Origin of the sequence: Arthrobacter sp. OAP107, assembly GCF_040546765.1 — a bacterium.
Taxonomy (GTDB): domain Bacteria; phylum Actinomycetota; class Actinomycetes; order Actinomycetales; family Micrococcaceae; genus Arthrobacter.
Genome location: NZ_JBEPOK010000001.1, coordinates 586,149 through 599,620, shown reverse-complemented (window position 1 = coordinate 599,620; position 13,472 = coordinate 586,149). Strand labels below are relative to the sequence as shown.

The 13,472-nt window shown below is 67.6% G+C and carries 10 protein-coding genes and 1 pseudogene; 5 read left to right on the top strand and 6 right to left on the bottom strand.

Annotated elements, in window-relative coordinates:
* From ABIE00_RS02750 to ABIE00_RS02735, 4 genes are all read right to left on the bottom strand, one after another.
* Window positions 1-930, bottom strand: a complete 930-nt coding sequence (locus tag ABIE00_RS02750; RefSeq protein ID WP_354256429.1) for an FAD binding domain-containing protein — start codon at window positions 928-930, stop codon at window positions 1-3.
* Window positions 921-2,345, bottom strand: coding sequence for an XdhC family protein (locus tag ABIE00_RS02745; RefSeq protein ID WP_354256427.1), 1,425 nt, complete (start codon window positions 2,343-2,345; stop codon window positions 921-923). Before ABIE00_RS02745 ends, ABIE00_RS02750 begins: the two co-directional genes overlap by 10 nt.
* Before the next feature lie 188 nt (window positions 2,346-2,533).
* A complete protein-coding gene (locus ABIE00_RS02740; protein WP_502914188.1) occupies window positions 2,534-4,099 on the bottom strand; it encodes an NCS2 family permease in 1,566 nt (521 codons plus the stop codon).
* 6 nt (window positions 4,100-4,105) lie between these two features.
* A complete protein-coding gene (locus ABIE00_RS02735) occupies window positions 4,106-4,600 on the bottom strand; it encodes a nucleoside deaminase (RefSeq protein WP_354256424.1) in 495 nt (164 codons plus the stop codon).
* 440 nt (window positions 4,601-5,040) lie between these two features.
* On the opposite strand from ABIE00_RS02735, the pseudogene ABIE00_RS02730 reads away from it, so the two are divergent.
* Window positions 5,041-6,436, top strand: a pseudogene (locus tag ABIE00_RS02730) (8-oxoguanine deaminase).
* A gap of 109 nt (window positions 6,437-6,545) precedes the next feature.
* A complete protein-coding gene (gene ligD, locus ABIE00_RS02725) occupies window positions 6,546-7,769 on the top strand; it encodes a non-homologous end-joining DNA ligase (protein WP_354256421.1) in 1,224 nt (407 codons plus the stop codon).
* A 29-nt stretch (window positions 7,770-7,798) separates the two neighbouring features.
* Here ligD and ABIE00_RS02720 read toward each other — a convergent pair whose 3' ends face one another.
* On the bottom strand, window positions 7,799-7,969 hold the full coding sequence (locus ABIE00_RS02720) for a hypothetical protein (RefSeq protein WP_354256418.1): 171 nt from the start codon (window positions 7,967-7,969) through the stop codon (window positions 7,799-7,801).
* A 374-nt stretch (window positions 7,970-8,343) separates the two neighbouring features.
* Between ABIE00_RS02720 and pucL the strand changes: the two genes are divergently transcribed.
* Together pucL and ABIE00_RS02710 are read left to right on the top strand one after the other, a co-directional pair.
* The gene (gene pucL / locus ABIE00_RS02715) at window positions 8,344-9,252 is read left to right on the top strand and encodes a factor-independent urate hydroxylase (protein WP_354256415.1); all 909 of its coding nucleotides are present in this window, start codon (window positions 8,344-8,346) and stop codon (window positions 9,250-9,252) included.
* A gap of 200 nt (window positions 9,253-9,452) precedes the next feature.
* Window positions 9,453-10,934 (top strand): nucleobase:cation symporter-2 family protein, encoded by a 1,482-nt coding sequence (locus ABIE00_RS02710; RefSeq protein ID WP_354256412.1) that lies wholly within the window; start codon window positions 9,453-9,455, stop codon window positions 10,932-10,934.
* Between the two features lie 98 nt (window positions 10,935-11,032).
* On the opposite strand, the gene ABIE00_RS02705 is transcribed toward ABIE00_RS02710, so the two are convergent.
* Entirely contained in the window at window positions 11,033-11,788 is a 756-nt protein-coding gene (locus ABIE00_RS02705; RefSeq protein WP_306925776.1) for an IclR family transcriptional regulator, read from the bottom strand.
* Window positions 11,789-12,000: 212 nt separating this feature from the next.
* Between ABIE00_RS02705 and ABIE00_RS02700 the strand changes: the two genes are divergently transcribed.
* On the top strand, window positions 12,001-13,461 hold the full coding sequence (locus ABIE00_RS02700; RefSeq protein WP_331575356.1) for an NAD-dependent malic enzyme: 1,461 nt from the start codon (window positions 12,001-12,003) through the stop codon (window positions 13,459-13,461).
* Window positions 13,462-13,472 lie beyond the last annotated feature (11 nt).

Here is a 13,472-nt window from a genome sequence, read left to right as displayed (position 1 = left end):
TCAGGCCCCTCTCGTTGTCTGTTGCGGCGGCCAGAAGTCACCGGACACTGCTGCCGGCGCTCCGGCCGGCGAGCCCAGTTCTGCCCGGATTTCCTCGGCCAGGCGGTGCGTCATGTCGCGGCGCCACTCGGGCAGCCCGTGGATGTCGTCGTGGTACAGGGCCGCCGGGATGGCGGCCTCAAGTTCGCCCGCCAGCTCCGGCGCGTCCGGCAGGGACTCGAACCGGAGCTGCACGGGCCGCTTGGTGGCGGCAGTGACGGTGAGCGCGAACCGGCCGCCGCCGTCGAGCCTTCCGATCAGCAGCGCTCCCGACCTGCCGAGGTTGCTCAGCGAGAGGCGGCGGAACGCCACCCGGTCGGACAGGGCCGACGCCGGCAGGCTGACGCTGCGGAGCAGCTCGCCCGGTGCCAGCGCGTTTTGCCCGTCCCCGGTGATGAGGTCGGCCACCGGCAGTTCGCGGCGGGCGCCTCCGGGGCTGAGGATGGTGGCCGTGCCATCCAGTCCTGCGCACAGCGAGATCATGGGCCCCGCCGGCAGTGACGTGCAGAGGTTGCCGCCCACGGTGGACATGTTCCAGACCTTGAACGAAGCCACGAAGGAGTCGCAGCAGGGCCGGACCAGGTCCAGGCCGGACCAGCCTTGAGCCTTCACTGCCCAGTCCGCCGGACCGCTTTCGTCTGCCAGTTTCCCCGGGAGCGCATACAGTTCGGCGACCGTGCAGGTGGCCGCGAGCTCGATGCCGTCCGCCGTCACGGTGACGGGCTGCCAGCCGGCGGAACCGAGATCGAGCAGGCGCCGCAGCGGCTCGGGGCCGAAGGCCGTGCTGCCGTAGGAAAAGAGGACGGTGCCGCCCGCGAGCCAGGCGTCGCCGTCGCGCCAGTCGGCGGGGTCGGTGGTGCGGACCACCGCCTCGATGGTGTTCATGTCCATGCGATCTCCTGGGATGCCTGTTCTGCAGTGAGTGCCGGTTGGTGGCTTGACGCGGGCTCTGTGCCCCCGGACGCGGGCTCCGTGCCTCCGGCGGGAAGGGAATGGATGGGCCCGGTGCCGTCCCGCAGCGGAGTGCAGGCGGCGCCAGCGGTGCGGGCTGCGATCAGCTCCGCGGTGATGGAGACGGCGACTTCGGCCGGTGTGACGGCGCCGAGATCCAGGCCGATGGGCGAATGCAGCAGGGCCAGTCGCTCCGGTGCGACTCCTGCCTCGAGCAGCCCGTCGATGCGCTGCCGGTGGCTGCGGCGCGAGCCCAGGGCGCCGACGAAGGCAACGTCCAGCTCCAGCGCTTCCTGCAGCAGCGGAATGTCGAACTTGGGGTCGTGGGTGAGGACGCAGATGACCGTGCGGGCATCGATCCTGCCTGCGGCGGCCTCCGCGGCGAGATACCGGTGGGGCCAGCCGGTGGCCACCTCGTCCGCGGCGGCAAAACGCTCCTGCGCCGCGAACGCCGGCCGGGCATCGCACAAGGTGACGCGGTAGCCGAGCAGCTTCGCGGCCGGCACCAGCGCCGCGCCGAAGTCGTTGGCGCCGAACACCAGCAGCCGGGCCCGCGGCAGGCGGCTCTCAACCAGCAGGGTCAACGGTTCATGCGAGGTCTCCGCGCCGCCGCCACCGGCCGGAACGCCGCCGCAGCCGTGTGGCGGCGCCAGCCGGACCAGCCCCGTCCGGCCGCCGCGCAGCAGCGGCTCGAGTTGGGCCGCGGCCGCCAGGAGTGTTTCCCGCCTGGCCCCGGCGTCCAGGTTCGGGGCGTCCAGGTTCAGGGCGTCCAGCTTCAGGGTGTCCAGCCCCAGCATTGCCGCGAGCTCCGCCGATCCCGCAACCTCAAACGTGCCGGGATCGGGAACCACGACGACGGTCGGCGGTTCGGCGGACGCCGTCACCTGAGTTCCGGCCCCCTGGGATCCGGCAGCCCCCAATGCGCTGCCGGGCACGGTCTTGGCGGCCCCGGCGCCGTTGATGCGCCGGATCAGGGCCAGCGGCCGTTCGGGGTCCCCGGCGGCGAACTTCCGGAGCGCGCCGAACCCGGCGGCGCTGCCGTCCAGCGGCTGGATGTGGACCTCCAGCTCACCGCCGCAGGTGAGCCCGACGGCGAACGCATCCTCGCTGCTGAAGCCGAACGCCTCAAGGCGGGTGCCGCCGTCGGCCATCACTTCCAGCGCCGACGCAACCACGGCGCCTTCAACACAGCCGCCGGAGAGGCTGCCGAGTATCTCGCCGGATTCGGACACCAGCATGGAGGTCCCGGGCGGCCGCGGCACGGAGCCGCTGGCGGTGATGATGGTGGCAACGGCGCAGCGTTCCCCGGAGGCCGCCGGGCGCCAGCCGGCCAGAGAAGGCATCAGATCCAGCATGGCAGCACTCCCTCTTCCCGTGCGATGGTGCCCATATTCTCGTTCCTATTCCTGGTAGTTGAAAGCATTCGACGCCGGTCCGGCCCGGCGACGCGCAAACGGTCCGGGGATGCGGGGATTCCCGTGTCCTCCGGCCGCTTGCGCGTCGCCGGGCATTTACCGCGTCGTGGCCGGGCCGTGCCGCTGGCCTACGCCCCGAGCAGCGAGCCGATCGGACCGCGCGCGAAGTAGACAATGAAGCCCACGGTGACCACCCACATCAGCGGGTGGATCTTCTTCGCCTTGCCGGAGGCCGCGCCGATCACTGCCCAGGTCACAAAGCCCACGCCGATGCCGTTGGCGATCGAGTAGCTCAGCGGCATGGTGACGATCGTCAGGAAGGCCGGCAGCGCCACCGCGAACTTGGTGAACTTGATTTCGCGGATCTGCGCCATCATCATCGCGCCCACCACCACCAGGGCGGCGGCTGCCACCTCGAGCGGCACCACGCTGGTGAGCGGGGTGAGGAACATCGAGCCCAGGAACAGCGCGCCGGTGACCACCGAGGCCAGCCCCGTGCGGGCGCCCTCGCCGATGCCCGCGGCGGAGTCGATGTACACAGTGTTGGAGGAACCCGATGTAGCACCGCCCACCACCGCGCCCACACCTTCGACGATGAAGGCGGACTTGAGCCGGGGGAACGTGCCGTCCTTGTGCGCCACGCCGGCGCTCTTCGCGAGGCCGGTCATGGTACCCATGGCGTCGAAGAAGTTGGTGAACACGAGCGTGAACACCAGCATCGTCGCGGCCAGGCCGCCGATCCGGCCGAAGGCACCGAACAGGTCGAACTGACCCACCAGGCCGAGGTCCGGCGCGGAGACCAGGTGGCCGGACAGCACCGGCGTGTTCAGGTGCCAGCCGCCCGGGTTGGTGTCGCTGGCCGGGCCGATGTGCATGAGTGCCTCGACGACGGCGGCGAGTGCCGTGGTGGCCACGATGCCGATGAGCAGCCCGCCCTGGACCTTCCGTGCCACGAGGATGCCCATGACCAGCAGGCCAACGATGAACACCATGGTGGGGATGGACGTGATGGAGCCGTTGTCGCCGAGCTGGACCGGGGGCCCGCCGGCGGTGGCCTTGACGAAGCCCGAGTCCACGAAGCCGATGAAGGCGATGAACAGGCCGATGCCCACCGTGATGGCGGCTTTGAGCTCCTTGGGCACGGCGCGGAAGATCGCGGTCCGCGCGCCGGTGACACCGAAAAGGACAATCAGGATGCCGTTGATGACCACCAGGCCCATGGCCTCGGCCCAGGTGACCTCGTGGATGACTGCCACCGCGAGGAAGGAGTTGATACCCAGTCCCGCGGCCAGGCCGAACGGCAGGTTGGCGATGAGGCCGAACGCGATGGTCATGACGCCGGCTGTCAGCCCGGTGACTGCGCCCACCTGCGCCGCGGAAAGCCAGCCGCCGGCGACGTCCGTGGGGGCGTTGTCCGCACTGAAGCCGCCAAGGATCAGCGGATTCAGGATGACGATGTAGGCCATCGTGAAGAAGGTGACCAGTCCGCCGCGCACCTCGCGGGCAACGGTGGAACCGCGCCGGGTGATGTGGAAGAAGCGGTCCAGGAACGAGTTCGACACCGGGGGCTTGGGGCCGGTGCCCCGCTGTGCTTTCCCGGTTGTCTGGTGCATTTCGAGTGCCGCTGTCTGCCCCGCGCCCTGAAGCGCAGCCTGCTTTTCAGCTGTGTTGTCCAGGATTGTCATGTCAGCCACCGGGCCCTAGTAGTCAATCCTGGAGTCGAGCGTGTTCCAGGTGTTGAACGGTTCCAGGATGGCCGGGGCTTCGGGGTGGCCAAGTTCGAGCTTGGAGACCGGCATCAGGGCGTGCCGGTCCTCGTTGTCGAAGTACTCGTAGAAGACGGCGTCGTCGAAGCCCACGGAGGCGGCGTCGTGCCGGTCGGCGGCGAAGACGACCCGGTCGATGCGGGCCCAGAGCGCCGAGGCCAGGCACATGGGGCATGGCTCGCAGCTGCTGTAGAGGGTGGCTCCGCGGAGGTCGAAGGTGCCAAGACCGCTGCATGCGCGGCGGATGGCCGTGACCTCGGCGTGGGCGGTGGGATCGTTGTCGGCGGTGACCCGGTTGACGCCGTCGAACGTCTGACCGTCGGCGGTGACGATCACGGCGCCGAACGGGCCGCCGCTGTTCAGGACGTTGGCAGTTGCCAACTGGATGGACCTGGCCAGGTATGCCTCGGCCGTGACGGTGGTACTCATGATGCGACTCCCCTTTGCTGTGGAAGCCGGTACCCCGCGACGGAACGGAAAAGACCAAGTGCGACGGTTACCAGGCTTCAGCATGTGCTTTTGAAGGTTAAGTTGCGCCTGGTAGATAGCTTCCCGGAGTCCCGGGTGCCCGCCTTTGGCAACATCGAGATTAGCACCGGAATGTGGCCCGCGCCATAGTTTTCTGGAAATTTAATTTCGCAATGTGAAATGTGTGTTTCGAGTGCCTCACGGCGGCCCCTTCCCGGACTGCAGGGCGGACCTGCCACCCGGTCCGGTCACAAAGCGCGGCCATTGACCGCCGTCCCGCGCCCGCCCTACGCTGGTGCCGACCCGCCGCCCGGACGCACCGCCGTCGGGCAGCAAGTCCCCTGGATCAGCAGACAGGACCACTGAGCTGGAAGTATCAGCACGCTCAGACAAGGACCCTCATGACCCAGTTCTCCCACCTTTCATCGACGCTCCCCCAGCCGGCGCCCGCGTCCCGGCTCTGGATCCGGAACCCGCTGGCGGCCTTCACCGCCAACGGCCTCGACGCCTCGGGCGGCCTGGTGATCAGCGGCGGCAAAATCGTGGAGGTGCTCGGCGCCGGCCAGACGCCTTCCGCAACCTGTGGACAGACCTTCGAGGCCGGCAACCACGTGGTGTTGCCCGGCCTGATCAACACGCATCACCACTTCTACCAAACACTCACCCGCGCCTGGGGTCCGGTGGCCAACGCACCGCTGTTCCCCTGGCTGCAGAACCTCTACCCGGTCTGGGCCAGGCTGACCCCGCGGGATCTTGACCTCGCGGCCACCGTGGCCCTCGCCGAATTGCTTCTCTCCGGCTGCACCACCGCCGCCGACCACCACTACCTCTTCCCTGCCGGGATGGAGGACGCGGTCGACGTCGAAATCGGCGCCGTCCGGCGCCTTGGCATGCGGGCCACGCTGACCCGCGGCTCCATGACGCTCGGAGAGGACGACGGCGGGCTGCCGCCACAGTCGACGGTGCAGGCACCGGGAGGTGGTGCTCGCCGACAGCGAACGGCTCATCCGCGGGTACCACGAGCGCGGCGACGGCGCCGTGATCCAGATTGCACTGGCGCCCTGCTCACCGTTTTCCGTCACCAAGGAGATCATGGCCGAGAGTGCCGCGATGGCGGACCGGCACGACGTCCGGCTGCACACGCATCTTGCGGAGACCCTCGACGAGGAGCAGTTCTGCCTGGAGACGTTCGGGCTGCGCACCGTGGACTACCTGGACAGCGTGGGCTGGCTGACGGACCGGACGTGGCTTGGCCACGGCATCCATTTCAGCGACGCGGAAATTGCCCGGCTGGGAGCGGCAGGGACCGCCGTCGCCCACTGCCCGACGTCGAACATGCGGCTCGCGTCCGGCACCGCCCGGGTGCTCGAACTGGAGGACGCGGGAGTGCCCGTGGGGCTGGGAGTGGACGGATCGGCGTCGAACGATGCCTCCAACATGATCCTGGAGGCGCGGCAGGCGCTGTACCTGCAGCGGCTGCGCTACGGCGCGCAGGTTCCGGTGGAGCGGGCGCTCGGCTGGGCCACGCGCGGCTCGGCGGCCGTGCTGGGGCGGCCGGACCTGGGCCAGCTGGCGCCAGGCATGCAGGCTGACCTGGCCCTGTTCCGGCTGGACGACCTGCGGTTCTCCGGCAGCCACGATCCCCTCGCTGCCCTGCTGCTGTGCGCCGCCGACCGCGCGGACCGCGTGATGGTGGGCGGGCAGTGGCGGGTGGTCGACGGGCAGATTCCGGGTCTGGACGTGGCCGGCCTGATCGCGGAGCATTCGGCGGCGGCGCGGCGGCTGGTGAACGGCTGACGCCGCGCCACCCCGCCATTTCGACGGTTCCCCGCGCAAACGACGATGGGCAACGTCGAGTATGCAGGGAACCATCGAAACGGGCCCGGTCAACTGCTAGCGTGGCGGCATGACTCCGTCGAAGACGCCGGCCGAGATCCTGGACATCGCCGGCACCGAGGTCCGCATCTCGAGCCCGGACAAGGTGGTGTTCCCGGAGCCCGGGCTGACGAAGCTCGACCTGGTGCGCTATTACCTGGCGGTCGCGGATGGCGCGCTCCGTGGTGCCGGCGGCAGGCCGATGGTGCTCAAGCGCTTCCCGAAAGGCATCGATGCGGAGCCGTTCTTCCAGAAGCGCGTGCCCGATAACCATCCCGACTTCATCGACACGGTGACGCTGCACTATGCGTCGGGGACGTCGGCGGAGGAAGCCGTCATCCGGGATGCCGCGGGCCTGGCGTGGGTGGTGAACCTCGGCTGCCTCGACCTCAACCCGCATCCGGTACGCGCCGAGGACCTCGAGCACCCGGACGAGCTGCGGGTGGACCTGGATCCGATGCCAGGGGTCGACTGGTCGCAGATCGTGGACGTCGCGTATGTCGCGCAGGAGGTGCTCGACGACATGGGGCTCACGGGATGGCCGAAGACAAGCGGGTCGCGGGGACTCCACATTCTGGCTCGCATTACCCCGCGGTGGTCGTACCGCGACGTGCGGCTCGCGGCTGAGACCTTGGCCCGGGAGGTCGAGAACCGCGCTCCCGGGCTCGCCACCGCGAGGTGGTGGAAGGAGGAGCGCGGCGAGAGTGTGTTCGTGGACTTTAACCAGAACGCGAAGGACCGCACCGTGGCGTCGGCGTACTCGGTGCGGCCCTTGCCCGACGCGCGGGTCTCGACGCCGCTCAGCTGGGACGAGGTCCGCTCCGCCCGGCCGGAACAGTTCACAGTACCCACGGTGACGGAGCGCTTCGCCGGCGTGGGCGACCCTCACGCCGGCATCGACGACGCGGCCGGCTCCCTCGACGGGCTTCTCGCCCTGGCCGCCGAGCTCGGCCCCGCTGAGAAGGCGCCGCGCGCCGGCAACGGCTCCGGCCGCCGGCAGTCGGTGATGCCACTCATTGAGGTGGCCCGCACCAAAACCAAGCCGGAGGCACTGGCTGCCCTCGAGGAGTGGAAGACCCGGCATGCGGACGTTGTGCCGTCGCTGCATCCGGCGGACGTGATGGTAGACGGAATGCGCGGCTCGAGTTCGCTCTGGTACCGGGTGCGCGTGAACCTGCAGCACGTCCCCGAGGCGGTGCGTCCTTCGCAGGAGGAGCTAGTTGCCGACTATGACCCGTGGGCGGGCAAGGAGTAGCCGGGGCGCGCGGGGTCCTGAGGGGGCAGTTACCGCCGGCCGAAGACCGGAAGTGCCCGCAGCCACCGTGACAGGCCGCCGGAGCGGCGGTCGCAGTCGGCCGGGATGTAAAAGTCGGGATCCGTGGCGCCAAACGGCAGGTACAGCTCCTGGCCGGGTGCGGGGAATTCCGCGACGTTGTTCGTATCCTGCGAGTCCATCTGTTCCTCCTCGTTTCTTGCGCTGATCCGCTCAGGAATTTCGCTAAGCGGAAATTAGTTTTTGATGCGTGAAATCTTACGGATCCCCGGCGGGTGGCGTCAAGACCCTTCCACCCGGCCGCCCGCCGTCGTCGGTCACAAAGGGTTTTTTGAATTTGTGATGTACACCACCGGAATGCTGCGCTAGGCTTGAAGGCAATTCGTGGCGCACGTCACGTAACCTGGGAGCAGCAGGCAGGGTCGTAATGAGCTGGCATCACAACTGATGTCGGCTCATTTTTTGTTTGGGTCGACGCCACAGAAACGCGTGGGAAACACGCACTTAATTTCTATGTGGGACCTTCGTTCCACATACCGGAAGTTGGGAACAGACCATGAGCAACAAGATCGTCCTCGGCCACAACCAGTACGGCAAAGCCGAAGTCCGCGTCGTCAAGATCACCCGCGACACCGACCGGCACGAGATCGAGGACCTGAACGTCACCTCGCAGCTCCGCGGCGACTTCGAAGCCGCCCACCTCGAAGGCGACAACGCCCACGTGGTGGCCACCGACACCCAGAAGAACACCATCTACGCCTTCGCCCGGGAAGGGGTCGGCTCCCCGGAGGCTTTCCTGCTCCGCCTCGGTGAGCACTTCACCTCCAGCTTTGACTGGGTTACCGGCGGCCGCTGGGAAGCGGAGTCCTACGCCTGGGAGCGCATCCAGGCGCACGGCAGCGCCCATGACCACTCCTTCGTCCGCAAGGGCCAGGAAGTCCGCACCGCCGTCCTGGTCCGCGACGGCGCCGCCACCCACCTGATCTCCGGACTCAAGGACCTGACCGTCCTGAAGTCCACGCAGTCCGGCTTCGTCGGCTACCCGAAGGACAAGTACACCACCTTGCCGGAGACCACCGACCGCATCCTGGCCACCGACGTCTCGGCCCGCTGGCGCTTCAAGGCCGGCACGGACTTCAACTCGCTGGACTTCAACAAGAGCTACGAGGACGTCAAGAGCCTCCTGCTTGAAGGCTTCACCGAGAAGTACTCCCACGCCCTGCAGCAGACCCTGTTCGACATGGGCGCCAAGGTCCTGGAAGCGCACAGCGAGATCGAGGAAATCAAGTTCTCGATGCCCAACAAGCACCACTTCCTCGTGGACCTCTCGCCGTTCGGACTCGACAACCCGAACGAGGTCTTCTACGCCGCTGACCGCCCGTACGGACTCATCGAGGCCACCGTCCTGCGCGACGACGCCGAAGCAGCCGACGCCGCCTGGTCGGGCATCGCCGGCTTCTGCTAAACCCCAGCCGGCAGGCCCGCGGACAAGCAAGGCCCCCGCGGGCCCGCCGGCCCCCGCAACCACACCGGTTCCGGACAAAAACTCTTAGTCCCCCCTGCCGCTACCCACGGTCCCGGCACGAGGCCACTACACGATTCAAATTGTTAGCCAGACATTGTTAGCCAGACGAAGGCGTCTGCCATGAACCAAGAAAGTCTGCCATGAACATCACCAAGAAAAGCCGCCCAGCGGCAACCCGCCCGGAAGACCAGCGCCTCTCGATCGGCAGCACTTTCGCCTACGGGTTCCAGCACGTCCTCACCATGTACGGCGGCATCATCGCCCCGCCCCTGATCATCGGCGCCGCGGCCGGCATGTCATCCCAGGACATCGGCCTGCTGATCGCAGCCTGCCTCTTCGTCGGCGGCCTCGCCACCATCCTCCAGACCGTCGGATTCCGCTTCTTCGGCTCCCAGCTCCCGCTCGTCCAGGGCGTCTCCTTCGCCGGCGTCTCAACGATGGTGGCGATCGTCCACGGGGGCGGCGGCATCCAGGCGGTCTTCGGCTCCGTGATAGCGGCCTCGCTGATCGGCCTGCTCATCACCCCGCTGTTCTCCAAGATCATCAAGTTCTTCCCGCCGGTCGTCACGGGCACGGTGATCACCACCATCGGCCTGACGCTGATGCCCGTGACCGCCAACTGGGCCATGGGCGGCAACAAGGCAGCCCCCAACTACGGCAGCATGGCCAACATCGGCCTGGCCGCCGCCACGATGGCGATCGTCCTGCTGCTGAGCAAGGTGGGCAACGCCGCCATCTCCCGGCTGTCCATCCTGCTCGCGATGGTCCTCGGCACGCTGATCGCCCTCGCGTTCGGCATGGCTGACTTCTCCAAGGTGGGCACCGGCGAGATCGTCGCGTTCCCCACCCCGTTCGCCTTCGGTCCGCCGACGTTCGAGATCGCGGCCATCATCTCCATGCTGATCGTCATCCTGGTGACGCTCACGGAGACCTCCGCGGACATCATCGCTGTGGGTGAGATCGTGGGCACCAAGGTCGACTCCAAGCGGATCGGCGACGGCCTCCGGGCTGACATGCTCTCCAGCGCCATCTCCCCGCTGTTCAACTCCTTCACCCAGAGCGCCTTCGCCCAGAACGTTGGCCTCGTGGCCATCACCGGCGTCAAGAGCCGGTTCGTCGTCAGCGCCGGCGGCCTCATCCTGGTCATCCTTGGCCTGCTTCCGGTTCTTGGCCGGGTGGTGGCAGCGGTGCCCACGCCCGTCCTGGGCGGGGCCGGCGTCGTACTCTTTGGAACTGTCGCCGCCAGCGGCATCCGCACACTCTCCAAGGTGGAGTACCGCAACAACATGAACCTGATCATCGTTGCCGCATCCATCGGCTTCGGAATGATCCCGATCGCCGCGCCGGCGTTCTACGACCAGTTCCCGTCCTGGTTCAGCACCATCTTCCACTCCGGCATCAGCTCGGCAGCGGTCATGGCCATCCTGCTGAACCTGCTCTTCAACCACCTCAAAGCGGGCAACTCGGACAACCAGTCAGTGTTCGTGGCGGGCACCGGACGGGTGGTCAAGGAGGAGGAGCTGAAATGCCTGGCCGACGGCGACCGCTTCGAAGGCGGGAAGCTGATCGACTGCGACGGCAAGGAAGTCCCCATCGAGGCGTCGACCAACTCGGAGCATTAGGCCCGCTGGTTAAGCGCGAACAAGCAGGTAATGCCCTCAAATCCGGGATTTGAGGGCATTACCTGCACGTTCGGGCTTCGTGCGTACGCGGGGAGGTGTCAGTTCTGGTTGAGCTCGTCCGATATGGCCTGGGCTGCTTCGCGGAGGAGCGGCACGGCACGGTCGGCGAAGGCCTGGTCCACGCGGGAGACGGGCCCGGAGACGGAGATGGCGGTGGGCGTGGGAGCGTTGGGCACGGCCATGGCGAAGCAGCGCACACCGAGCTCCTGCTCCTCCTCGTCGATCGAGTAGCCGCGTTCGCGGATCCGGTTCAGGTCGGCAATGAGGGAATCGAAGTCGCCGATGCTCTTGGCCGTGGGCGTGGGCATGCCGGTGCGGGTCACGATGCCGCGCACTACCTCGTCGTCCAGCTGCGCCAGGATCGCCTTGCCCACTCCGGTGTCGTGCGTGTGGGCGCGGCGGCCCACCTCGGTGAACATGCGCATCGAGTGCAGCGAGGGCACCTGGGCCACGTAAATCACCATGTCCGAATCCAGCACGGCCATGTTGGACGTCTCCCCCAGCCGGTCCACGAGGGACTTCAGCTGCGGCCGGGCCAGGGCACCGAGCTGTTTGTTCGCGCCCTCACCGAGCCGGATCAGCCGCGGGCCGAGGGCGTAGCGGCGGTTGGGCAGCTGGCGGATGTAACCCAGCGCCACGAGCGTGCGCAGCAGCCGGTGGATCGTCGGCAGGGGCAGGTCCGTGGAGGAGGAGAGCTCACTGAGCGTCACGTCGCCGCCGGCGTCCGTGATCAGTTCCAAAAGTTCAAAGACGCGCTCAACGGACTGCACGCCTCCGGTGGCCTTCTCAGCCATGTAGCACTCTCCTGTTGCCTCGAATACGACAACTCTTATCCGCATCGTGAAAAAAGTTGCTTAGACAGCCAAAGATACAGCACGGTGGCGGGCCGCGTCGATGGAAGCAACAAGGGCTTGTGTTTCCATAAAGTAGATAATAATATCCATAATACGAAAACATTCAGCTGAAGAGTCCACCCGCACGGTGGGCCTGACCAGGAGGACATTCAATGGCGAACCCGAGCCCCGGAAACTCAATCACCCTGCGCGTAGAGGCGCCCTCGAGCTTCACGGCCACCAGCGAGCTCGCGGCAGCCGTCGGCGCGGCCGGCGCGGCGATCACCGCACTGGACGTCACCGAGTCCCACCACGAGACCCTGGTTGTTGACGTCACCTGCAACACCACGGACCAGGACCACGCGGACCGCGTGAAGGATGCGCTGAACGCGCTCAACGGCGTCACCGTCCGCAACGTCTCGGACCGCACCTTCCTGATGCACCTGGGCGGCAAGCTTGAGGTGGTCCCGAAGGTGGCGCTGCGCAACCGCGACGATCTCTCCCGCGCCTACACCCCGGGTGTCGCCCGCGTCTGCCTTGCCATCGCCGAAAACCCCGACGCCGCCCGGAACCTGACCGTCAAGCGGAACACCATCGCTGTGGTCACCGACGGTTCTGCCGTCCTGGGCCTCGGCAACATCGGGCCCGCGGCCGCGCTTCCGGTCATGGAGGGCAAGGCCGCGCTGTTCAAGCAGTTCGCCAACGTCGATGCCTGGCCGGTCTGCCTGGACACCCAGGACACCGAGGAAATCATCAAGATCGTCAAGGCCCTCGCTCCCGTCTACGGCGGCGTGAACCTCGAGGACATCGCCGCGCCGCGCTGCTTCGAAATCGAAAACCGGCTCCGCGAGGAACTGGACATCCCGGTCTTCCACGACGACCAGCACGGCACCGCCATCGTCACGCTCGCCGCCCTGGTCAACGCCCTCCGCGTGGTGGGCAAGAAGCTCGCGGACGTCCGGATCGTGGTCTCCGGTGTCGGCGCCGCGGGCTCCGCTATTATCCAGCTCCTCAAGGCCCAGGGCGCGCAGCACATCATCGCCGCCGGCCGCTCCGGCGCCATCCACTCCGGTGAGAAGTACGACGACGAGCACCGCACCTGGATTGCCGCGAACACCAACGCGGAAGGGTTCGACGGAACCCTGCACGAGGCCCTCAAGGGCGCCGACGTGTTCATCGGCGTGAGCGCCCCGCACGTCATCGGCGAGGAACAGGTTGCCTCGATGGCCAAGGACGCCATCGTCTTCGCCATGGCCAACCCGACGCCGGAAATCGACCCGACCGTGGCCTCCAAGCACGCCGCCGTCGTGGCCACCGGGCGCAGCGACTTCCCGAACCAGATCAACAACGTCCTGGCCTTCCCGGGCTTCTTCCGCGGGCTGCTGGACGCCGGGGCATCGGACATCACCCCGGAGATGCTGGTGGCCGCCGCCGAGGCGATTGCCAACCGGGTTGCTGATGACGAGCTCAACGCCAGCTACATCATCCCCAGCGTCTTCGATCCCCACGTGGCCGCCGACGTCGCGGCAGCAGTCGCGGCCGCGGCGCACGCCGCAGCGGGTACTGGCGTCGCGGCCGCATCAGCGGAAGACTCAACAGAAGAAGCTGCGGACGCAGCCCTCGCCAACGCCTGAATCAGCCCTGG

Excerpts from the sequence above, each read along its gene's own strand:
- ABIE00_RS02735 (WP_354256424.1), bottom strand. The coding sequence starts at position 4,600 with ATGAGTACCACCGTCACGGCCGAGGCATACCTGGCCAGGTCCATCCAG.
- ABIE00_RS02710 (WP_354256412.1), top strand. The coding sequence starts at position 9,453 with ATGAACATCACCAAGAAAAGCCGCCCAGCGGCAACCCGCCCGGAAGAC.
- ABIE00_RS02705 (WP_306925776.1), bottom strand. The coding sequence starts at position 11,788 with ATGGCTGAGAAGGCCACCGGAGGCGTGCAGTCCGTTGAGCGCGTCTTT.
- ABIE00_RS02700 (WP_331575356.1), top strand. The coding sequence starts at position 12,001 with ATGGCGAACCCGAGCCCCGGAAACTCAATCACCCTGCGCGTAGAGGCG.
- ABIE00_RS02750 (WP_354256429.1), bottom strand. The coding sequence starts at position 930 with ATGGACATGAACACCATCGAGGCGGTGGTCCGCACCACCGACCCCGCC.
- ligD (WP_354256421.1), top strand. The coding sequence starts at position 6,546 with ATGACTCCGTCGAAGACGCCGGCCGAGATCCTGGACATCGCCGGCACC.
- ABIE00_RS02745 (WP_354256427.1), bottom strand. The coding sequence starts at position 2,345 with ATGCTGGATCTGATGCCTTCTCTGGCCGGCTGGCGCCCGGCGGCCTCC.
- ABIE00_RS02720 (WP_354256418.1), bottom strand. The coding sequence starts at position 7,969 with ATGGACTCGCAGGATACGAACAACGTCGCGGAATTCCCCGCACCCGGC.
- pucL (WP_354256415.1), top strand. The coding sequence starts at position 8,344 with ATGAGCAACAAGATCGTCCTCGGCCACAACCAGTACGGCAAAGCCGAA.